The 22,343-nt window shown below is 52.8% G+C and carries 17 protein-coding genes, 1 other RNA gene and 3 pseudogenes; 16 read left to right on the plus strand and 5 right to left on the minus strand.

Annotation, left to right across the window (positions count from 1 at the left end):
• Positions 1-59 precede the first annotated feature (59 nt).
• Positions 60-164, plus strand: a pseudogene (locus IGR76_00300) (IS5/IS1182 family transposase).
• A 239-nt stretch (positions 165-403) separates the two neighbouring features.
• Here IGR76_00300 and crtD read toward each other — a convergent pair.
• Complete coding sequence (gene crtD, locus IGR76_00305; protein ID MBF2076989.1) at positions 404-1,978, minus strand: C-3',4' desaturase CrtD; 1,575 nt, start codon at positions 1,976-1,978, stop codon at positions 404-406.
• A gap of 509 nt (positions 1,979-2,487) precedes the next feature.
• Here crtD and IGR76_00310 point away from each other — a divergent pair.
• The 6 genes from IGR76_00310 to IGR76_00335 all read left to right on the plus strand — a co-directional run bounded on the left by IGR76_00310 (position 2,488) and on the right by IGR76_00335 (position 6,834).
• Complete coding sequence (locus tag IGR76_00310) at positions 2,488-3,801, plus strand: insulinase family protein (protein ID MBF2076990.1); 1,314 nt, start codon at positions 2,488-2,490, stop codon at positions 3,799-3,801.
• Between the two features lie 26 nt (positions 3,802-3,827).
• Complete coding sequence (locus tag IGR76_00315) at positions 3,828-4,703, plus strand: fructosamine kinase family protein (protein ID MBF2076991.1); 876 nt, start codon at positions 3,828-3,830, stop codon at positions 4,701-4,703.
• Positions 4,704-4,767: 64 nt separating this feature from the next.
• Positions 4,768-4,864: signal recognition particle sRNA small type (gene ffs, locus IGR76_00320), an RNA gene on the plus strand.
• Between the two features lie 139 nt (positions 4,865-5,003).
• Positions 5,004-5,360, plus strand: coding sequence for a phasin family protein (locus IGR76_00325; protein ID MBF2076992.1), 357 nt, complete (start codon positions 5,004-5,006; stop codon positions 5,358-5,360).
• An 88-nt stretch (positions 5,361-5,448) separates the two neighbouring features.
• Positions 5,449-5,877 carry a hypothetical protein gene (locus IGR76_00330; protein ID MBF2076993.1) on the plus strand — a complete coding sequence of 143 codons (429 nt, stop codon included), beginning with the start codon at positions 5,449-5,451 and terminating at the stop codon, positions 5,875-5,877.
• 27 nt (positions 5,878-5,904) lie between these two features.
• Positions 5,905-6,834: a hypothetical protein gene (locus IGR76_00335; protein ID MBF2076994.1), complete on the plus strand. Its 930-nt coding sequence runs from the start codon at positions 5,905-5,907 to the stop codon at positions 6,832-6,834.
• A gap of 120 nt (positions 6,835-6,954) precedes the next feature.
• Here the strand turns inward: IGR76_00335 and IGR76_00340 are convergent.
• A pseudogene (locus IGR76_00340) lies at positions 6,955-7,080 on the minus strand (NAD(P)-dependent oxidoreductase).
• 563 nt (positions 7,081-7,643) lie between these two features.
• Here IGR76_00340 and IGR76_00345 point away from each other — a divergent pair.
• Positions 7,644-7,943, plus strand: coding sequence for a 2Fe-2S iron-sulfur cluster binding domain-containing protein (locus IGR76_00345; GenBank protein MBF2076995.1), 300 nt, complete (start codon positions 7,644-7,646; stop codon positions 7,941-7,943).
• A 137-nt stretch (positions 7,944-8,080) separates the two neighbouring features.
• Positions 8,081-8,656 carry a DUF924 domain-containing protein gene (locus IGR76_00350; GenBank protein ID MBF2076996.1) on the plus strand — a complete coding sequence of 192 codons (576 nt, stop codon included), beginning with the start codon at positions 8,081-8,083 and terminating at the stop codon, positions 8,654-8,656.
• Between the two features lie 6 nt (positions 8,657-8,662).
• Here IGR76_00350 and IGR76_00355 read toward each other — a convergent pair whose 3' ends face one another.
• Positions 8,663-10,561: a SpoIID/LytB domain-containing protein gene (locus tag IGR76_00355; GenBank protein ID MBF2076997.1), complete on the minus strand. Its 1,899-nt coding sequence runs from the start codon at positions 10,559-10,561 to the stop codon at positions 8,663-8,665.
• A 242-nt stretch (positions 10,562-10,803) separates the two neighbouring features.
• On the opposite strand from IGR76_00355, the gene IGR76_00360 reads away from it, so the two are divergent.
• Positions 10,804-11,802 (plus strand): hypothetical protein, encoded by a 999-nt coding sequence (locus tag IGR76_00360; protein ID MBF2076998.1) that lies wholly within the window; start codon positions 10,804-10,806, stop codon positions 11,800-11,802.
• 15 nt (positions 11,803-11,817) lie between these two features.
• Positions 11,818-13,158, plus strand: coding sequence for a sensor histidine kinase (locus IGR76_00365; GenBank protein MBF2076999.1), 1,341 nt, complete (start codon positions 11,818-11,820; stop codon positions 13,156-13,158).
• Positions 13,159-13,166: 8 nt separating this feature from the next.
• On the opposite strand, the gene IGR76_00370 is transcribed toward IGR76_00365, so the two are convergent.
• Positions 13,167-14,057, minus strand: a complete 891-nt coding sequence (locus tag IGR76_00370; GenBank protein MBF2077000.1) for a LysR family transcriptional regulator — start codon at positions 14,055-14,057, stop codon at positions 13,167-13,169.
• A 113-nt stretch (positions 14,058-14,170) separates the two neighbouring features.
• Here IGR76_00370 and IGR76_00375 point away from each other — a divergent pair, with 113 nt between their 5' ends.
• Positions 14,171-15,190 (plus strand): Gfo/Idh/MocA family oxidoreductase, encoded by a 1,020-nt coding sequence (locus IGR76_00375; protein MBF2077001.1) that lies wholly within the window; start codon positions 14,171-14,173, stop codon positions 15,188-15,190.
• Between the two features lie 20 nt (positions 15,191-15,210).
• Here IGR76_00375 and IGR76_00380 read toward each other — a convergent pair whose 3' ends face one another.
• Positions 15,211-16,011, minus strand: a complete 801-nt coding sequence (locus IGR76_00380) for a hypothetical protein (GenBank protein MBF2077002.1) — start codon at positions 16,009-16,011, stop codon at positions 15,211-15,213.
• Between the two features lie 385 nt (positions 16,012-16,396).
• Here IGR76_00380 and IGR76_00385 point away from each other — a divergent pair, with 385 nt between their 5' ends.
• The 4 genes and pseudogenes from IGR76_00385 (at position 16,397) to IGR76_00400 (ending at position 22,243) form a co-directional block, all read left to right on the plus strand.
• Positions 16,397-17,866, plus strand: coding sequence for a TldD/PmbA family protein (locus tag IGR76_00385; protein MBF2077003.1), 1,470 nt, complete (start codon positions 16,397-16,399; stop codon positions 17,864-17,866).
• Positions 17,867-17,936: 70 nt separating this feature from the next.
• Entirely contained in the window at positions 17,937-19,286 is a 1,350-nt protein-coding gene (locus IGR76_00390) for a TldD/PmbA family protein (GenBank protein MBF2077004.1), read from the plus strand.
• Positions 19,287-19,652: 366 nt separating this feature from the next.
• Positions 19,653-21,384 (plus strand): annotated as a pseudogene (locus IGR76_00395) (SulP family inorganic anion transporter).
• Entirely contained in the window at positions 21,377-22,243 is an 867-nt protein-coding gene (locus IGR76_00400) for a hypothetical protein (GenBank protein MBF2077005.1), read from the plus strand. The pseudogene IGR76_00395 and the gene IGR76_00400 overlap by 8 nt, the downstream one beginning before the upstream one ends.
• Positions 22,244-22,343 lie beyond the last annotated feature (100 nt).

Raw genomic sequence — 22,343 nt, forward strand, 5'->3', positions numbered from 1 at the left:
TCGACACCTGGACCGAGTTACTCTGCCATGCCGCCTGATTGGATAAAGTCGAGCTCAGTGCACGTCAATTTGACAATCAAGCCGTGGAATTGTTCATCAAATGTGTTGCGCTCAACCGCATGATTCAGATCGCTAAACCCGATAGCTACAAGGTTGAAGGTTAATACCAGGACACTCTCAAGGCGAACCTGACCGTTTTTCTAATCATGCAACAAAGCCATTCCTAAATGTAATCTCAAATTTGTCTAAATACCCATGATGGGTACGGGTGAGTTTATTTAATAGATGTTGCTCCATATCTGGGACTGGTTACACAACCCGCCCCTACGCGACTGGAATTAATCATGGATGGATTTATTGGATCTGATACACCCTTGCTTTTAATTCAGACCTAGCAAAGTGTCTACCGCAACGCTTCAATCTGCCGCGTCACCGTCCATGCCGAATAGCTCACTCCTGCAGTGCCCTCTCCCGGATGGGTGGAGTCCCCCACCAGCCACAGATTTTTTACCGGAGTCCGATTCGCAAATCCGAAGGGACCAAAGGTAGAGATGCGCTGCCCGATGCCACCGACAATGCCGCGATCGCGCCCCGTATAGCGAGCAAACGTCTGAGGGGTCGCCGCTTCTTGATAGACCATTGTGTCCGGTGTCAGGGTAAAGAACTGACTCAAACGGGCGATCGCCTCTTGGGTATATCTCTCTTTGAGGGCATCGTAATCGTCGGTTTGCCACCAGATTTGGGTATCGGTAAACGATGAGGCAATAATAGTTCCACATCCCTCTGGTGCTCGTCCATCGCCGGGATAGCTGACCGAAACAAAGAGAGAATTGTTTTCGGCGATCGCCCCCTCGTAGTCGTACAAAAACTGAAGATGGGGGGGACAATCGGCGGGAATCGCCTCCTGCTTCACACCCAGATAGATCACAAACGCGCCCGAACCGGGGGGCAATTTATCCACCCGTCGCCGATAACCTGCCGGAGCCTGATTGCCTAACAGTTGCACTAAATTCTGCACCGTCACATTCGCAATCACATGATCCGCCTCTTCAATCCAGGTTTCTCCCGTTTTCTGATTGCGGATTTCCACCGCTTTGGCCTGTCCATCCTTGAGGTAGATGTGCTCCACAGAATGGCGCATCCGCAAATCTCCCCCATCTCGCTCAAAGGCTTCTACCAGGCGATCGCTCAACGCCTGCATACTGCCCTTGAGGTGATAGAGTCCTTGGGGTGACTGAGAAACGCCCAAAGCAGTGGCCGCATAGAGAACAGCGGTTTCCTCCGCATCCACCTGGGAATAGAGTTTGAGTTGCAGGTCTAGAAACGTCTTCAGACGGCGATCGCCCCCTAGACCAAAGCGGCGCAGAACTTGACCCACCGTCGAGAAAGTGTGCGGCAGGGTAAAGAGTGTCCCTGGACGTACCGCTTGGGTTAACTGCCACAAATCCCAAACATTGCGGGGAGGAAGCACCGGATCGCGGGATTGAAACGCCCAACTGTAGCGAAAGAGATCATTCAAAAACTGCCAAAAGGCTGCACTTCCCGGAAATTGCCGTTCGCGTTCTTGCTGCCATCGTTGCGGATCGCGCCATACGCGGATGGGTTCCGACTCTCCGGGCAAAAACACAGCACAGGCCGGATCGCACGGCATCGCTGCGGGAACGTCAACTCCCAATTCCTGAAAAATCCGGTGATGAATTCCCCCCGGTTCGAGTCCGGCCACCTGGGTTGCACCGACATCAAAGGTGAATCCTCGGCGTCGAAACGTAGACGCACATCCTCCCGGCACGATCGCCTGATCCAACAGCAAGACGCGATCGCCCCGATGGGCAAGTAAGGCCGCCGCCGCTAAGCCCCCAATCCCAGCCCCAATCACAATAACGCGAGCGGCCTTACCCTCGTGTTTCGTCAATTGTGTGCTGTCGGACGGGCTTTGAGCGGAAGAACTCGCGTGCGGGGAAGATGTCGAAAACGCCATAGTGCGGAGCCTAGATTAAGAACCTTAACTTCTATTTTACATTTCGTAACATCATTAGTTCGAAGCCAACCCGCCAAAGATGAACTTATCCAAAGGCGATCGCCCCAAATGTGGGGTTCAGAACTACAATTTGAGGGAACTCCTACGTACATTCCCCGTCGTAATTTTCCATAGAAGTCACTCTAGTTCGCATCAGTTACCCCCCCCCAAGTATTCCCAAGACAACCACCCCATATTCGGGGTTGAACCTGCTTTCTTTACGTTTAAGAATGCCTTAATCACCCGCTACGTGTGGGTTCAGGTTTAACGCGAAATCCCCCAACAATCCTTGGCTTTACGGGTTAGATTTTTGCAATTTGATGGACTTTCCTCCAGGTATTGCTGGAGTGACGATCGCGCTCTGCTGCCTAAAAATTGCAAAATATCGCTAAAACCTGACAGAGCTGAACCGACTGGGGGCTGTAACCGTTAAGATGGGTAAAGCTATGGTCACATCAAGAAACATCATAATGACCCTCCGTCTCCAGAACGAATCTTCGCTTGCCTCGCTCAGCGCTCCATCCATTCATCGTTTATCCAACGGTCTCACCATCATTGCCGAACAGATGCCCGTCGATGCGGTAAATCTCAGCATCTGGTTGGGAGTGGGGTCAGCGCTGGAATCGGATGATATCAACGGTATGGCTCACTTCTTGGAGCACATGATCTTTAAGGGGACGCAACGGATTCCCAGTGGTGCCTTTGAACAGCAGGTGGAACGAAAGGGCGCAGTCATGAACGCTGCGACCAGTCAGGATTACACCCACTACCACATCACAACCGCTCCCTCTGACTTTGCGGAACTCGCCCCGCTTCAGGTGGAAGTGGTGATGAATGCCGCGATTCCCGATGACGCCTTTGAACGCGAACGATCTGTCGTTTTAGAGGAAATTCGCCGCGCCAATGATAATCCCCGTCGCCGCAGCTATTATCGGTCGATGCAAGTTGGATTTGAGAGCCTGCCCTACCGTCGTCCAGTGCTGGGGAAAGAGGACATTATTCAGCGCTTAACGCCCCAGCAAATGCGGGACTTTCACAGCACGTGGTATCAACCCCAATCGATGATTGCCGTAGCGGTGGGTAATCTTCCCGTAGAAATGCTGGTGCAAACCGTAGCCGAAAGCTTTGATGCGGCGCGTCCCCATGAGGCGATCGCCCCTACGTCGCCCCTCGACCCATCGTTTTCTCGCATTGCCCACCTCGATCTAGAATCACCCTTTACCACGATCCAAGGTCAGGAATATACGGATTCGTCGCTGCAACAGGCACGGATGACCATGATGTGGCGCGTTCCGGGTATGGCGGATGTACATCAAACCTACCCGCTGGATATCGTGGCTTATATTTTGGGACACGGACGCACGGCTCGTCTGTTCAAGGATTTGCGGGAACAGCGCGAACTCGTCACCCGCATCTCTGCTAGCAATGTCACCTATGCCCGTCAGGGATTGTTCTCCATCTCTGCTCAACTCCCGGCTGAGAATGTGGAAGTAGTAGAAGCGGCGATCGCCCAACACCTCACCGATCTCCAAACCACCCCGGTTCAGGAGTCAGAAATTAATCGGGTGCGAACCCTGGTCGCCAATCACTATGTTTTCGGCAACGAGACCCCTGGAAGTCGGGCAGGACTCTATGGTTACTATCGAGCCGTTGTGGGGGATATTGCGCCAGCCCTCAACTATCCGGCACGCATTCGCGCGTTAGACACCGTCGATGTGCAAACGGCAGCCCAGCGCTATCTTTCGCCCACGGCTTACGGTATTGTGGTTTCAAAACCTGCGTAGGATCTCTAAAATCTCACCGTTGACTCATGCGCGATCAAACTTGGGAAACCATTGCAGCGGCGATCGCCCAGGCAACCCACGCCCCCTTTGAAATCACGAATAGACGTCCGGTCGGAGGGGGCAGCATCAACCATGCCTATGCTGTATCGAGTGGCAACACCGCTTACTTTGTGAAGCTCAACGATGCGACTAGCCTTCCCATGTTTGAGGCGGAAGCCCTGGGATTGCGGCAAATTGAACAATCTAAAACCATTCGGGTTCCCCACGTTATCTGTTGGGGGCTAGCCGATCGCGCCTCCTACATTGTCTTGGAATGGCTGGATCTCGGTCATGGGTCTCGCCAATCTTGGGCAGCAATGGGTGAAAAGTTGGCAGCCATGCATCGAGTCACGAGCGATCGCGGCTTTGGCTGGGATCAGAACAATACCATTGGCTCTACCCCTCAGCCCAATCCCTGGACGGAAACCTGGCTGGATTTCTGGATCGACCATCGGCTGGGCTTTCAGTTTCAGTTAGCCAAACGGCGGGGCGGCCATTTCCCTCAGCAAGCGGCGCTCCTCGATGCCGTGCCCGAACTTTTAGTGGGTCACACCCCGGAGCCATCCTTGGTTCATGGCGATCTGTGGTCAGGCAATGCGGCGGTGACGACAGCGGATGAACCTGTGATTCTTGACCCGGCCACCTACTTTGGCGATCGCGAAGTGGATCTGGCGATGACCGAACTCTTTGGGCGATTCCCTCCCGAATTCTACGATGCCTACCAGCGTGCCTATCCCCTAGAACCAGGCTACGAACGCCGCAAAATTCTGTACAACCTCTACCACATCTTGAATCACTTCAACCTGTTCGGCAGCGGCTACGAATCCCAAGCCAACAGCATGATGGCCTCCCTCTTGCGGTAAGCGTTGCGGTTGAAACCAACGATTCACATCCACCAACGCGCCAATGTCATGCTATGCTGAAATTGACTCGGATTCATGCGATTACAACGCCCAAATCTTGTCAGGACCGGAAGGTAGCAGCAATACGGGATGCTTGTGGTAGGCGTGGACTCCGGGTCTTTTGGTTTTTGACCCAGACTTTTATCCCAGAGTGACGGTTTTTTCTACCTCGCCATCGCAGCATTCCGGCTAGGCAGTCCTTCAGATTTTCTCCTATTCTAGAAAGTGTTGTATGCCACCCCCATAAGGAGCGACGCAGATATGGCTGGTTTGGGAGATATAGTTCAGAAGGCGTTTTATTTGGGACTGGGAATCGCCTCCTATGCCGGGGAAAAAGCTGGAAGTACGCTCAGTGAACTGCGATCGCAGGCTCAAAAGCTAGCGGATGAAATGGTGTCGCGCGGCGAAATTACCGCTGAAGAAGCGAAGCGCATGGTGGATGATATGGTGACCCGTGCCCAGCAGTCTCCCTCGTCCCCAACCCCAGGGCCAGCCGAACCGATTCGCATCGAGATTTTAGACGATGAAGAACCGCCGACTTCTACCGATGCCGATAAACTCCGCGAACAGGTGGAAAAACTGCGGGAAGAACTGAATAACCTTCGCCAGTCGTCGTAACCCTGTTTACGCACCGTTACAACATTGAGATCTACGTTCACAAACCACGCTATTCTGAGGCAAAGACGCCTCTCTCTTCATACTTATCATGGACGACTGGCAAAAAGACTGGCAAAAAGCCTTTGACTTGTTTTCCGAGGGGATCGATCAACTCTGTCAGGATGTCGCTAAGGAAGTTGCCAATGCGGTTGATAGCGTTGCCGAACTTTCGAGCGAACTTTTTGAACAGATTGAAGAGGCGATCGCCCCAGGACTGGACGAGTGGGATCAGCAAATGACGGAATGGACCGATTCCGTGCTGCAACTCTTTTTTGATTTCGAAACAGATTTCAACCACACGGCTGAACCCTTTACCCAAATCTTAGAACCCATGATCAACGAGCATCCTGCCTGTGTGGGCTGCCGTAACTATCATGGCTATTCCTACAACGGCGTTCCGCTAGTGTGCGCGATGCATCCCTACGGCTGGGAAGCGGAGGAGTCTTGCCCCGATTGGGAATCCACCTGGCAACGTTAAGGTTAGGCTTGAGCGATCGCCTCGCTCTTGAACGATGAAGCGCGATTCTTTAAAAATCAAGGCGATCTATCAAACTTAGAATCTGTCTTTGCATTTATGCCCCTGATTCCAAACCTTCCTGTTAAGGCAGGCTATCGTCCTCAAGCAGAGGATACCAGCATCGAAGTCGATGTGTTCTACTTTACGGCTCTTCGCCAAAAGCTTCCTCATTGGCGAACTGAGCGGTTTATCTCGTTTAATCAATCTACCCGTCGGCTTTGTCTAGCAGCGATTCAGAATCAGAATCCGGGGGCTTCGATTCCCCTAGAGTATGTGCGACGACGGTTAGGCGAGAACTGGTGTAGATGCGTTTCATTGCCAGAACGAGACGTTATGGTTGCAGATCCGATCGCCCTTGCCCGCAAAGTCATCGATATTTTGGATGCGTTGGACATTGCCTATTACATTGGGGGATCGGTTGCGAGTTCACTGCTAGGCGAGAGTCGCTATACGGAAGATTTAGATCTCATCATTGGGCTAGATAGCGTCAAAGCCAAACCCCTGCTCGACGCATTTCTTGACGGCTCTTTCTACATCAGCGATCGTGCTGTGGAGGATGCAGTTCGGGGTCGATGTTTGTCGTTCAATGTTTTGGATTATGAGACTTTGGAGAAGGCAGATTTATTTGTATCACAAGATACTGCCTTTGCTAGACGTAAGATGGAACGGCGGATTCAGCATCCTTTACCGGATGGGAGTGTGCTTTGGATTTCCTCCCCCGAAGATATTGTGCTGCAAAAGCTAGTGTGGGGACGCGGTCGCCAGTCTGAAAAGCAATGGCGAGATGTCCTCGGAGTCCTCAAACTTCAGGGCGATCGCCTTGACTTTACGTACTTATGGCATTGGGGCATTGAATTAGGAATTCTAGACATACTAGACCAAGCTTTCCGTGAAGCAGGGTTGGGAGATCAGGGTTGAGATTTGGGTTGTCGATGCGTGGCTAAATCAACCCTCTCAGCACGAGAGCCGTAGCTGATATTGCGTCTAATGGCATTCTACGGGGAACGGTGAAATCGTTGGGTCAGAATGCCTTGGGAGGATAGTGTCGATCGCCCCTTTGGATGCCGCATAATCTACGTATTCATTGGGCGATCCCAGGCGAGAGGCCACCGACGATACATTGACGATCGCCCCTCCGGTTCCACCCTGACGAGTACTCATGCGTTAGAGCCACTTGGAGATGGGGTGCGATCGCCATCATCGGCTGAATGATTAATTGACCAAGCAAAAAAACAATCTTTACATATAAAAAGCTTATAGCTCCATCCCGATCCATTCGTTTGAGAATAGATGCCCTGGGTAGTAATCCATAGATTTGACAAATTTCTATTTTTGGATGTGTCAAAACCTGAAAAGTCCTTCTAAATAAAGAGTGTAGGGCGTTCCCTTTCTTGAAAGCTACACCGTTATCGCCAGGAAAAGAAAGCCAATTTCCGTATATCTACAAGCTTGTCCGCCCATACGATCAGTTAGAGAAATAGGATGTAACCTGCCTGACATCAGCCTTTCGTTAGTTTTGCGTCAACGTATAAGTAAAGTGAGGGTTAATCTCGAAATCTGATTACGAATCCCATTAGCCCAATTTATCGATTCGGGGTTACAAGCCTCAAGTTTTCTCGTAGTATCAAGATTGGAGATTGCCAGAACATTAATCTTGGCGTTTTATTCGTCAGGTTGTTCATACGGTAAACTCCAACTGCCGTTATAGATTTTGAGAGGAAACTTTCATGGCAACGTATAAGGTCACGCTGATCAATGAAGCTGAAGGCTTAAACACCACCATTGATGTCGATGACGATACGTATATTTTGGATGCTGCTGAAGAGCAAGGCATTGACCTGCCCTACTCTTGCCGTGCAGGTGCTTGCTCGACCTGTACTGGAAAAATTACCGCTGGTACCGTTGATCAGTCCGATCAGTCTTTCTTGGACGACGAGCAGATTGAAGCTGGATATGTGTTGACCTGCGTAGCTTATCCTACGTCTGACTGCACCATCTTGACCCACCAAGAAGAAGAATTGTACTAAGCTTGTCGTCGTTTGTTGCCTCACCATAGGACTCAGGGGAGCCATTTGCCCCTCTGAGTTTGTTCTTTTGGGGTATGACCGGGAATGGGTAGCAATCCTGCTTCGGCTATCGATCATTCGCCATCCTACGATTGGTCATGAATGATATTTTGCACTTCTGGTTTGGAGACCCTCCCTACACCCAGCAAACCTATGCGGAGCGGCGAAAGCTCTGGTTTGGTAAAAATCCAGAGGTCGATTGTCAAATTCGCGATCGCTTTCTAGAAACGTACCACCAGGCCAGTTCAGGGGTTTTAAAGGACTGGCGTGACTCGCCCCACGGCTGTCTGGCATTAATTTTGGTGCTGGATCAGTTTCCGCGCAATATGTTTCGGGATCAGCCCCAAGCCTTTGCAACCGACCATCAGGCGCGCACTATTGCTGAAACAGCGATCGCCCAAGGGTTTGATCAGGAACTTGCCCCGGTGGAACGGGTATTCCTATATTTACCCCTGGAACACAGCGAAAATCTGGCGCACCAAAACCAGTGTGTGGCCTTGATGCAAACCCTCAGTGAGGCGAACCCAGAGCTACAGGACGTATTCGACTATGCCCTCCGCCACCGAGCGGTGATTGAACGCTTTGGGCGCTTTCCCCATCGCAATCGCATCTTGGGACGGGAAAATACCATCGAAGAAACCGAGTTTCTTCAGCAACCCGGTTCCTCTTTCTAAGCCGATCTAGCTTTCTGGCTCTGTTGGGATAACCTCTTCAGGTTCCGATGGTTTAGGAGGCGTAGATTCATCCCCTGCAGCATCGGGATCAGTCGCATCGGGAACCTCGATCTCTGGATCGTTCCAGAAGGTAATGGAACTGTTCAGCAGTTGCAGTTTCGTCCCTGGATAGTAAAACTCCAGAATGCGATCGCTGCTCCAACCCAGATCGCCCAGGTGGTAGGCTCCGGTCTGACTCATACCCACCCCGTGACCATAGCCACCGCCGATAAACGCATAGCCCTTGAGGACGCGTGGGGGTGTAGTGCTGGGTGTAGGGGTTGGGGCTTGCTTATCCTCAGCGGCAGATTCGGATTCGGATTCCGCCTGTGCCTTTAGGTCAGAGGGCGACTTGCCAACCATGGCCGGAGCAGCACTGCTATCGGGCTTTTCCGCCACAGTTTCGTAAATGGGTTCGATGTAAAACAGCGTACTGTTTGGCCCCCAAAGCGCCCGCAGGATCTCATCTTTTTCGAGAGTGATCCGTCCTTTGTCGGTTAACACCGCCATCCGCTGTACCCGTCCAGCAGGCGATCGCTCCAGAATTTCTAGGCCTTCGATCCGGGTAAAGTTGGCGAGGGGATGCTGCTTTGTGTTCAGGTATTGGCGAACGTCGTCGCGAATTTCTGAAAGATTATTTTCCACACGCCAGCGGAACAGATCCCAGCCGACTTCGTTAAATCCGTCCTTACGACTGATAAAGCTGCGGAAATTGGCTTCATCGGACAGGGGCAGGCGCGACAGATCCCATACGTTTTCGACGGAATCCACCACCGCCTTGAGGTACGGGCGATCGGGGCCGTTCCAGACATTGCTAAATGGAGCCGTTATGCCCCCCGTGGTCGAGGAATACAGTGCATCCACCAGTTCATTATTGTAGGTCAGCACTTGGCCTCGCGTATTGGCGATCGCCGTATCGGCTGCCGGAACCGTATCGGACAAGCCCCAGTAAACCTGGCACTGAGTATCGGCACAAAGCTGGTAATTATCAATCGCAAAGCGGCGAACGTTCCGCAGGGCATAGGTTCGCGCCAGGATGGCCTGGGCTTCGATGGCAGTGCGGGGAGCGCTAGGCCCAATCTCATGGGGAACCACACCCCGGAGGTAGGTTTCCATCGGCACTTCGTTAACTAAGGTGTAAGTGCCATAAGCGTTGGGCTGAATCCGCATGTCGCCACCATACAGACGAGTCGGGGTATCTTCCCGGTTGGACTCCACCTGAATGCGGCTGTTTCCCGACGTAATTTCAAACTCATCCCGCACGTAGCGATAGCCATTGGCAGTAAAGGCCGCGAGGGGGACTTGGGTTTGAGTTTTGGTGTCAATGAAAGCGGTGCTTGATCCGTTTGCTTTCAAATTCTCTAACAACAATCGGCGGAGTAGGGGCGTTTTGTAGGTGTCTCGCTTTGCCCAAACCTGCCATTGCTGCGGCTGCGCCAACTCCACCTCAACCCCTTGAGCCCGCCATTGATTGGCGCTATCTTCCGCGCTTTCAAAACTGCGGTGGGTGCTGATTACGACCCGTTCGGTCACTTCCGGCTCCTCTAGAGGCAGCATCACCATGTTTAATGTGACTTTGTCAGTAGTGATGGACTGTTCCTGGTCACCCGATTGGAAGGTCACGGTCAGGCGATCGCCCGCTACCGGTTCCAACACCAATGTGTCGTTCGGTGTAGAACCAAACCGCTGCACAACCCCGATGTCTAAAACGGGATTCGTAGACGCGGTGGAATTGATTTGGGCATCGGCAGGCTGGGCAAAACTACCCAATGCTAAAAGCCCTACAGTGAACGAAACTGCCGACCAACCGAGGGGGGGAATAGTGCGCGGTGCAGCAACTGTTTCGGAAACTTGACGTGTGAGCATGGAGTGAACCGTTGACGATAACTCAACTGTATAAGCGGTCAGTCTACTGGAGGATAGCCGACTTAACTTCAGAACACATTAACAAATTCGAACCATTTTCGAACATTTGCTTTTTATCCTGACACAAGACTTTAGAAGTGGACTATTAAATCTTGGTCAATTTTGTTAAGTCTAGGGATCCAGTCTTTGGCGCAGGAGGTGACGAAATTTATCCTCAAAGGTTCCTTTAGTTATAGATACCTATGAAGTATCAGGGGAAGCGATCGCCCCATCTAATGCTGCCCAAAGCCGCTAGGATAGAAAAACGACCGATCGTTCTTAGGATGGAGTCATCTCCTATGCCGCTAACGTCCGATCCCCGTGCCGACCACCCTGATTCTGGCAACCTATCCCCAAGCCCAGAACGCCGCGTCTATCGTCTGTTGCCTAAACCCAACATCGTACGGACGAATGCAGCAGCGATGGAAGCCCTCTTACGGGACATTGTGCTGTGTGATGGGTCTACCGATCCCTTTGAAGTGGCATCGTCGCGGCCTGCCCTCAAATACATCAACACCTTCGGGACGCAAGTGGTGATGCGGATGCTGCGAAGTGCCCATCGCTTTCAGGGCTTCAAGATTGAATTTGATCACCACATGTTGAAACCCCACGTGCTGTTCCTGTTCGGTACGTTGGTGAATGAGTTTGATTTGGCGAATACCAGTCCCCTAACGGGTATCAAAGCCTTGGACGTTGGGTGTGGAGCCCTATCGGACTATGCATCGTCCTCGTTGGAGAAAACGACCGATTTACTGACTCAATTCTATTTAGATCATCCGCCTGTATTAGCAGAATTGCTGCAACTGCTGGGGGCACAAACCTTTGGCGTGGATTCCAGGAGTAACGACCCGGACACCTATGCCTATACCCCCATCTATCGTCACATTACGCTTCCGTTTAACGAAATCCAGGCATGGCTACAGAAACTCCATCAGCCGATGGATTTGATCACATGTTTCAATCTGTTCGATCGCCCGCATTTTTCCTACCATTACTCCTCGCCTATTGAACTGACCCGATTCTTCAAAGGGCTACGGGCAGGTTTGTCCGACCAAGGTTTGTTGTTTACCAGTGCGCCGCTGCTGCCATCGTCGCCCCAAAATCGCGCGATGAATCAGCGGATCTTTAAAAATGCAGGATTTAGGATGGTCTATGAAGGGTATTACATAATTCTCGAACCCCGACCCTCACAGACCGCATAAGAGATCCCAACCTCGATGTTTCAAACCACGCGTCGGCGTTTAGCCCTTTGGTACACGGCAGTTACGGCTGTTTTGCTCCTTCTCTTTGCCAGTGGGTTTTACTGGTATGTTCGCAGCACCTTGGTTGAACGCGTGGATGATACCCTCAATCACGTGGTAGAGGTGGTGCAGCGATCGCTCGTGATTGAAGCAAACGATACCGAAATCTTGGATGGGGTGCGATCGCTCTATGTAGACGTGGAAGCCAGCTTTCGCGGCAATCCTGATCCGGTTGAGGATGATCACATTGACCTAGAGTGGTTTGGCCCTACGGGAGACTTGCTATGGTCTACGTTTCCCATACCGCCGCAGGTGCCGATCCATTTGAATCCCAACGGCGAAACAGTACGACTATCGAACCAAGAGGTGCTGCGCCAAGTCACACAACGGGTACAAATTGGGCGGCAGGTGTTGGGATATTTGCGGGTGAGCCATCCGTGGTTTGAGGTTACAAAACCGACTCGGCAGTTGATTATCGATTTAGGACTGTGGACAGCGTTGATGATCGGTGCGGTGGCCGGAATCGGCTGGTTTTTATCAGGATTGGCGATCGCCCCTATTCGGGATTCCTACCAGCGGTTGAAACAGTTCACCGCCGATGCCTCCCACGAACTCCGCAACCCGATTGCTGTGATTCAAACCAACGTTCAAGTTGCCCTAGCCGATCCGGATCCGGAGTGGCAGCAGCAGCAGCTCCATGTGATTGAACGGTTGACGCGTCGCTTAGGTCGATTGGTGGATAATCTGCTCTTTTTGGCACGTCAGGATAGCAACATGGTGCAGCGTCAAGTGGCTCCCGTTGATGTTCGGGACTTGCTCCATGAAGTGTTGGAAGAACAACAGGCGATCGCCGATGAAAAAGAGATCCATCTCACCTTCGAGGAGAAAGAATCTACATCGGGGGAACATCTTGAGCGGGTGATGGGCGATCGCGACCAGTTGCTGCGACTCTTCACGAATTTAGTCAGTAACGCCGTACGCTATACCCCTGATCATGGGTTGGTGGACGTTAGTTTGCGTCAACGGCAAAAGACAACCGGATCGTGGATCGATATCTCCGTTCAAGATAATGGCATCGGCATTCCGGCAGAGTCGATTCCACGGGTCTTTGACCGCTTTTATCGAGTCGATCCAGCCCGTGCCCACATCGACAGTCCTACCGCTCAACAAACAGCGGGCAGTGGTGGATCGGGCTTAGGACTGGCGATCGCCAAGGTGATCGTCGATAATCATCACGGACAGATCCACATCGACAGTACGCTGAATGAGGGAACCACCGTCACGGTAAGTTTGCCCTGCAACGACAGCAGCGAGTAATCGTATATTTACTGCTTGGTGTTTGTAATCTGATTCACAACGTTCAAAAACTGTCTTACAGTAGGCGATGTATCCTGGTGTCGCCACACTACAGCGATCGCCGCTTCCGGTGTCGGTTCTCGCAGATGCCGATAGACAACGCCTGTGCGCTGTAGGTTTTGAATGGACACAGGCACAATCGCAATTCCCATTTCTGCGGCCACAAGGCTAATGATCGTTTGGATTTGGATCGCCTCCTGAACCACGCGAGGACTAAAGTTTGCTTGCTGACAGAGACTGATGATTTGGTCGTAGAGTCCGGTGGCGAGGCGTCGGGGAAAGAGAATAAAGGGTTCACTGGCGAGCAATCGCAATGGAACCGGATCGATCTGCGCTAGGGGATGCTGTTCGGGGAGCGCCACCACCAGCGGTTCCCGTAAGACGGTGATCATTTCAAAGTCTGGATCGTCTACGGGCGGACGCAGAAAGCCCACGTCGATCCGCTTATCCCGTAGCCATTGCACCTGCTGATCGGTCGTCAGTTCTCGCAGCGTCAATGCCACGCCCGGAACCTGGCGACGAAACTGATGCAGCATGGATGGAAGCACGCTGTAGGCCGTTGAGCTGACAAAACCGATTGCCAATTTGCCAATTTCGCCGCGACTGGCCTGTTGTCCGTCTTGAATGGCTTGATCGAATTGAAGTAAAAGCTGCTGACATCGATCGAGAAAAACAGTTCCCGCTTCGGTCAATTGCACGGTGCGCTTCGTGCGGTGAAAAAGCTGAAAGCCCAACTGTTCCTCCAATTGTCGAATTTGCTGGCTGAGGGGAGGTTGCGCCATGTGGAGGCGTTCTGCCGCTCGTCCAAAGTGGAGTTCTTCAGCAACGGCAATGAAGTAGCGCAGATGACGAAGTTCGATGGTCACGCTGAAACCAGAAACAGGGTAAGCCCCTTCATGGTAGCGATAGGATAGGAATGTGAGTTTTTCTGAGGCTCACCATTCAACCCAGGTGTTAGGACGAGCAACAGCGCATGAGTGAGCCAATTCGAGTCGGGTTAGTGGGAACAGGATATGCGGCTCGCCTAAGGGCAGAAGCATTGATTGGTGATGAGCGATCGCGCCTCGTTGCGGTTTCTGGAAACACCCCCGAACGCACCAGTGATTTCTGTCAAATCTATGGCGTAGAGATGGCCGACTCGTGGCAAAGCCTGGTGCAACGACCCGATCTAGATCTGATCGTAATTGCCAATGTGAATCGGGATCATGGGGCGATCGCCCGTGCTGCGTTGTATGCCCACAAGCACGTTGTCGTGGAGTATCCCCTCTCTCTTGACCTCGCAGAAGCCGAAGAAATTATTCAGCTTGCCGAGACTCAAGGCTGTTTCTTGCACGTCGAGCATGTGGATCAGTTGAGCGGGATTCATCAGGCCGTGGTTGATGCCTTGCCGGAGGTAGGGACTCCCTTCTACGTCCGGTATGCCAGTTTGAATGGTCAGCATCCCGCTCCGACCAAGTGGACGTACTGCCATGATCTGTTTGGGTTCCCCTTGGTGGGAGCCGTATCCAGAATTCATCGGCTCACCAGTCTCTTTGGGACGGTGGAAGCGGTTAACGGACAGGCACGCTTTTGGTATCGCACACCCGACCATCCCAAGCAGGAGTACGCCTTTGATGCAACCGAGGTCGCCGGAATGCCCTACCATACGGGAATTTGCACCGCCCAGCTTCGATTTACGAGCGGCCTGATTGCCGATGTTAGCTATGGCAAGGGTGAAGCGATTTGGCAGTCGGAGCGATCGCTCGATATTCATGGCGATCGCGCCCTACTGCAAGTGGGTACCACGGAAGGACGGATCGTGACCGTAGATGCAGAAACACCGCTGACCGTCGGCGGTCGCCGGGGACTGTTTGCCAAAGATACAGCGATGGTGCTGGATCATCTGACCGAGAAACGGCTGATGTACGTCACTGTGGAAAGTACAACCTATGCGCTTCGGGTGGCGGATGCCATTCGGCGGGCGTGCGTGACCGGAAAAACAGTGAACATTTAGGCTAAGTCACGACTTCAGGGTTATAACTGCGGCACAAACACCCCGTCCGTATACACCCAGGTAATGCCATCCGGATCCAGCGTCTGACTCCACACGCAAAAATCCTCTCGATTTTTGCGGCGACTAATCGTGCTATAACTGACCGACAACCGCCGCGCCAGTTCTCGACCATTCAGCGATCCCTCTGGAGCCGCCGATTCAATGATGGCTTGGTAGGTCTGCCACAGAATCAATACCAACACAAAGAGGATCAAAACCACAGCTTCTGGACGCCGCAGAATCGGAGACTCGGACAAATCCTGCCAGGTTTGGTTGGCTGCCGTTACCCCTGCTGTTGCTAGTGAGTGTTCTGAGGCAGGGGCTTGTCCGTTGTGGTGAACGTCGCCCTGCTCCTGGATCAACTCCGATGTATGAGGCTCGGGATGAACATCTGTCGTGGGAGAGGGAGCGATCGCCCCTTCTGTCTGATCCCCATCCCTATCGTCAACCTCCTCTTCACCCGCAAACCTGCCTAAATAATCATGCGGCTCCTCAAACGAAATTTCTTCAACCCATGCGGCAGGAGTATCCCCCGTCCGTTGCCCAATCACCTGTACCGCTTGCACGACATCAATATCCAACTGCTCAATACTGCGCCGCACAAAGCTAGTCATGACTGATTTGTTGGGCAGTCGATCCGCAGAAAACACAATGCGGAGGATGGCCCCATGCACCGATACGTCTGTCGTGATTTCCTTAGGACGGGTGAAATGATTCAGAATGACCGCGATCGCCTGAGGATTGCCTTGCCTTGCCTGAGTCAGCGTATCTCGTGCGGTCATGTCTGCATCTCCAGCCTTGAACTCAATTTTGGGAAAAACTGGGAAAATTTTGGATAAGCATATGCAGCGATAGGCGGCTACCTTATCCTAATCAATACGATACTAAACTTCGAGAGGCTTGGCTCACCCGATTGCCGCCGAGGGATGGAGTAGCTTAAGTCATACCAGTTTCCGCAATAACAATTACAGATCTAAAGCTAGAATTGCGGATGCTGCAACGCATCGCCAACTCAAAACTCAAAACTGGTATAACGCTGGGCGATCGTCCAGCCTCCGAAGATGATTTTGTTACACTAGGATGAATTAGATCTCGGACATGCCGACGATCCCTGATAGTTTCCAATTTCATCCTTGATTTCCCATTCGCGTTACAGAGAGTGTCCGTATGCCACCCACGCTGTTAATCTCTAAGGAACTTCCGACGTTGACCTATACCTCCACAGGCGATCGCTTTGATGAAACCTGGCGATCGCCCCTGTCCACGCTGTTAGGGCTAGGTCGTGCAGCAGGGGCAGATTTTGTTGAGTTCTTCCTGGAACGCAATAACTACATCAGTTGCATGGCCGAAGACGATGCGATTACGAGCATTTCCCCCACCCTCTCGATTGGAGCCGGAGTGCGCGTTTTCCGAGGCAAAGCGGATTGCTACGTCAGCACCAACAACCTGACCTTTTCAGGGTTAAAAGCGGCGTTGGAAAAAGCCTTGTCGATTCTGGGGCTACATCTCCCTGGCCCGAACGCCTTTGTGCCCGAAATTAATCTAGAGCTATTACGCGACTACGGCACCGCACGGGATAAGGAAATGTGGCTGACAAACTGTAGCTCGATGCAGGAAATGAGCGACGTGCTCCTCTCGGCCAACGATCGCCTTCTTGCGAAAGCCAACCATGTCCAGTCCCGCCGCGCCTCCTATTTCCGCGATTGGCAAGAAGTCTTGGTCGCCGCCAGTGATGGCACCTTTGCTCGCGATATTCGCCTCAATCAGTCGGTGGGGTACAGCCTCCTCTGTGCCGATGGCGCAAACCGTTCCTCGATCAGCAAACGGGCAGGCAGTGCCAGCGATCCAGCTTTCTTGCGGGTGTGGGATTACCAAACTGACGCTGAAGAGGTGGCAGAATCCTCCGGTCGGATGCTCTACGCCGATTATGTCGAGTCGGGCGAATATCCGATCATCATGGCAAACGAGTTTGGTGGGGTAATTTTCCACGAAGCCTGTGGTCATTTGCTCGAAACCACGCAGATTGAGCGAAAGACAACGCCATTTATGGACAAGAAAGGCGAAAAGATTGCCCACGAAAGTCTAACGGCCTGGGATGAAGGCTTAACGCCCAATGCCTTTGGCACGATTGACATGGACGACGAAGGAATGCCTGCTCAGCGCACCTTGCTGATTGAAAACGGCATTCTGAAAAACTTCCTCTCCGATCGCGCCGGGTCAGTCCGTACCGGACATCCGCGCACCGGGAGCGGTCGTCGTCAGAGCTATGCCTTTGCCGCTGCCAGCCGAATGCGAAACACCTACATTGCCCCTGGCGACCACGCGATTGACGATCTCTTTGCATCGGTTGATAAAGGGATCTATTGCAAGAAGATGGGTGGCGGCAGCGTGGGTCCAACCGGAGAGTTTAACTTCGGCGTTTCGGAAGCGTACCTGATTGAAAACGGCAACATTACCAAGCCGCTGAAGGGCGCAACCCTGATTGGGGAAGCCAAAGAGATTATGAATCGGATCTCGATGTGCTCTCAAGACTTGGGATTGGCGGCGGGATTCTGTGGATCGGTAAGCGGCAGCATCTACGTTACCGTCGGTCAGCCCCACATTAAGGTGGACTCGATCACCGTTGGCGGTCGCTAGGTTCTGGATTGGTTCTAACCTCCAGGCCAAGAGTCATCATTATTGCCGTTTCACTCTTCAGTAAGGAACTATGTCAAACGTTAAGGAAATCGCGTCCCCCGCAGAGGCGATCGCCCGTCAACTGGGCATTCAAAAATTTGATATCTCTGGCTCTGCGGTCGATGAAAGCAGCGTCCAGGTGGATCATGGCGAACCCAAGCAGGTCAAAGCCTCCCAGCGTTCGAGCGTCTTTGTGCGGGTATGGAACGAAAAGGGTCTCATTGGGGTCACGTCTACCTCAGATGTCAGTCCCGAAGGCATTGAAGCCGCGCTCAAGATGGCAAAGGAAGCGAGTCAGTTTGGCTCATCGGAACACGTGCCCGATTTTAGCCCCGAAGCGACGGCTCCCATTGCCGACATTCCCACGGGGAAAGCCCCTCAAGCTGAAATTTCTACCCTGCTCTCGACGTTGGTGGATGCCGAAAAACGTCTCCTCGATGCCCATGAGGCGATCGCTGGAGTCCCCTACAACGGTCTTTCTCAGCGGGAAGTAGACAGATTCTATCTCAACAGCGACGGCGCACTCCGCGAGGATTCCCGATCCTATGCATCGGTCTATCTGTACAGCAAAACAGAGCAAGAGGGAAAGAAACCCCGCAGCGCTGGAGCGTACCGCGTCAGTCGCAGCCTAGACACCCTGGACGTAGAAGCGTGTTTGGATGAAGCCGTGGAGAAAACCATTAGTCACCTTAACTACGCCAAGGTGAAAACGGGCAAGTATCGCGTGGTGTTTTCCGGTGAAGCGTTCCTGAGTTTGTTTAATGCGTTTTCGAATCTCTTTAACGCCCAGAACGTTCTCGATAAGCAGAGCTTGTCTACCCCAGACACCTTGGGAACACTGGTGGCCTCTCCCTTGATTTCCATCTATGACGACGCGCTCCACCCAGATAACGTAGCTGCCGATCTCTTTGACGGGGAAGGAACGCCCACCCGTCGCACCGCAATTATTGACAAGGGCGTGCTAACAAACTTCATCCATAGTGCCGGAACGGCAAAGCGCATGAATACCAGTCCGACCGGACACGCCAATATTGGCGCAAAAGTGACGGTTAGCCCCCATTTCTATCACGTTTTTGCGGGGGAACCTGCCCCCGAAGCGCTGAGCTTGGACACCGCGGAAAATGTGATCTGGGTGGATGATGTCAGCGCTCTCCATGCGGGGGTCAACTCGTTGCAGGGGTCTTTCTCGCTGCCCTTTGATGGTTGGTTGGTGAACAAGGGCGAACGGATCAGCGTGGATTCAGCAACGATCGCAGGGGATATCTTGGAGGTTCTTAAATCCATCGTTTTTGTAGAGGATAAGCCCGAACTGACTCCCAGCGGTGTCTGCCCTCGCATTTGGGTCGATGGAATGTCCATCACTGGTGAATCGGAATCGTAAGGCGATCGCCCCTCGGTGGGACGCGCCATTCACCGTCATAAATCGCCAACTGCAATTAATCGTTACAAAGGAGGTATCCCACCCTGGGACGCCTCCTTTTGCCATGGCTGGTCGCCACTCTAGCGTAACGGTGTCTGGTTTGACTGCGCGATCGCCCTTTGGATCACGATGGTCAGGACAGCTACCCTCGATGCAGAACCTACACATATTTTCGTTAATTAAATCTCAACTCAAGATAGATTTGCTCCTATCCTGTTGAAAACACGTAAATGCTCTGCCTTAGCACTCCGATCCCCTGAGCCATAGTCGGGGAAGCGAGTCGGCAGAACTGATGGGTTGGACGTTGGATAGCATTGGTGGGCTGACATGCAAATTACGAATCACATTAATTTTTAAAATCTTCGGGGCGATGTCCTCGGCGGGGTTACTGCCGCGATTGTCTCTCTGCCGCTGGCCTTAGCCTTCGGGGTGGCGTCCGGGGCAGGGGCGATCGCGGGTCTGTACGGAGCGGTTTGCGTCGGCTTTTTTGCGGCGCTATTTGGGGGAACGCCCACCCTGATTTCAGAACCCACTGGCCCGATGACGGTCGTGATGACCGCGATTGTCGCGAGCCTTACCGCCGCCAATCCGGATCAGGGTTTGACGATGGCGTTCACCGTTGTCATGATGGCGGGCGCATTCCAGATTTTGTTCGGGGTGTTTCGCCTTGGAAAGTACATTACGCTCATGCCCTATAGCGTCATTTCCGGCTTCATGTCCGGGATTGGGATCATTTTGATTATTTTGCAGATTGCGCCATTTTTAGGGCAGCCTGCTCCTAAGGGTGGCGTCCTGGGAACGTTGCAGAATTTGCCCCAGTTGATCGCGAACGCCAATCCTGTCGAGGCGCTGTTAGGAGGACTCACACTCGCCATTATTTTCCTAACCCCTAAGCGGATGAAGCGGTTTGTGCCGCCGCAACTCTTGGCGCTCATCGTAGGTACCGTTGTTTCCCTCGTTCTGTTTCCCAATGTCGATATCCGTCGGATCGGTGAGATCCCGATGGGATTACCCGAACTGCACTTCCCAACCTTTACGCCCGGTCAAATGACGACGATGCTAGTCAATGTTAGTTAATGGCGTCATGCTGGGTATGTTGGGATGTATTGATACGCTGTTGACGGCGGTGATTGCCGACAGTTTAACCCGGACGGAGCATCAATCGAATAAAGAGCTAGTTGGTCAGGGTATCGGCAATATCATGTCGGGTCTTTGCGGGGGGCTGCCGGGGGCAGGAGCCACAATGGGCACAGTGGTGAATATCCAAACCGGGGCGCAAACGGCTTTGTCTGGGTTGACCCGTGCATTGATTCTCTTGGTGGTCGTGTTGTGGGCGGCACCTCTGACCCAGAGTATTCCCATGGCGGTGCTGGCCGGAATTGCCCTCAAAGTGGGTCTTGATATTCTGGACTGGAGCTTCCTGAAGCGGGCGCACAGAGTGTCTTGGAAAGGCACCGCGATCATGTATGGCGTGATGTTCCTTACCGTTTTTGTGGACTTGATCGTAGCGGTTGGCGTGGGTGTCTTTATTGCGAATATTCTGACGATTGAGCGTCTCTCTGCGTTGCAATCCCAAGATGTGAAAACGGTTACGGACGCGGATGATGATCTCGATCTGGCCGACGATGAGAAAGCCTTGCTCAGCCAAGCCCATGGTCGGGTGCTGCTGTTCTACCTCAGTGGGCCGATGATCTTTGGTCTAGCCAAGGCGATCGCCCGTGAGCATACGGCCATGCGCCATGCCGATGTGCTGATTCTAGATTTGAGCGATGTGCCCATGGTGGGCGTGACGGCATCCCTAGCCATTGAGAACGTGATTTGCGATGCCATTGACCAACAGCGTCAGGTGTTTATCGTAGGTGCGAACGGTCAGATCAGTCAGCGCTTGCAACGTCTAAATTTGTGGAGTTTGATTCCACCAGAGCGACGTAATCTCACCCGTCTAGAGGCACTGCAACAGGCGATCGCCTGGATTCGTCAGGATGAAGCGTTGCCTATAATGGCAGAGTCATCGTCTCTCTCTGCGCCTTCTGATTCATCATTGAGCAGCAATGACTAACGCAAAATCTTGGTTTGAAGGGCGATCGCTGGTGATTGCCACCATGCACCAAAAGGAGCAGGCGATCGCCCCTTTAGTTGAAACAACCTTGGGGGTGCGAGTGGTAGTACCCACCGCATTTAACACCGATGCCTTCGGAACCTTTACGCGGGATGTGCCCCGTGCAGGCACCCAGCTTGAGGCGGCGCGGCGGAAGGCTGAGGCCGCCCTTGACCATACAGGCGAAACCTTGGCGATCGCCAGCGAAGGAGCCTTCGTGCCCCATCCCGCAATTCCATGGATCTCCTGCAATCGGGAGGTGCTGCTCCTGATTGATCGGCAGCACAACCTGGAGATTGTTGCAGAACAGATTGCAACTCAGACGAATCATGATCATCGGTTGGTGTCGAGTGTGGAGGAAGCCCTCGATTTCGCTGAGAAAGTGGGATTCCCCAGTCACGGGCTGGTGGTCATGCCCCAGGCGGAAACGTTCGATCCAGAAGCGATCGTAAAAGGAATTCGCACCCATCAGGATTTGGTGACCCACGTTCAGGCGGCACTGCAAGCCTCTCCCAAGGGTACAGTCCATCTCGAAACAGACATGCGGGCTATGCATAACCCAACGCGGATGCAGGTAATCGCCCAAACGACCCAGGCATTGTTAGAGGCGATCGCGTCTACCTGTCCGGACTGTGGCTGTCCAGGGTTTAGTGTGGTTGAAAAAACACCGGGGCTGCCCTGCGGTCTTTGTGGCGCACCCACCCCTTACATTTACCGCACCCGCTCGGAATGTCAGCGCTGTGGCAGTAGCCGAGAGACGCTATTTCCCGATCAAATTCAAACGGCTGATCCGGCGCACTGTTCCTACTGTAATCCTTGATAACAAACCGTTTTTAGGATTCCTGACGCATGCGATCGGGAACACCCACAACCGACTGTCCGGCGATCGCCTTTAGGTTCTGACAGCGGAGAAGTTCCGT

Source organism: Synechococcales cyanobacterium T60_A2020_003 (assembly GCA_015272205.1).
GTDB lineage: Bacteria > Cyanobacteriota > Cyanobacteriia > RECH01 > RECH01 > JACYMB01.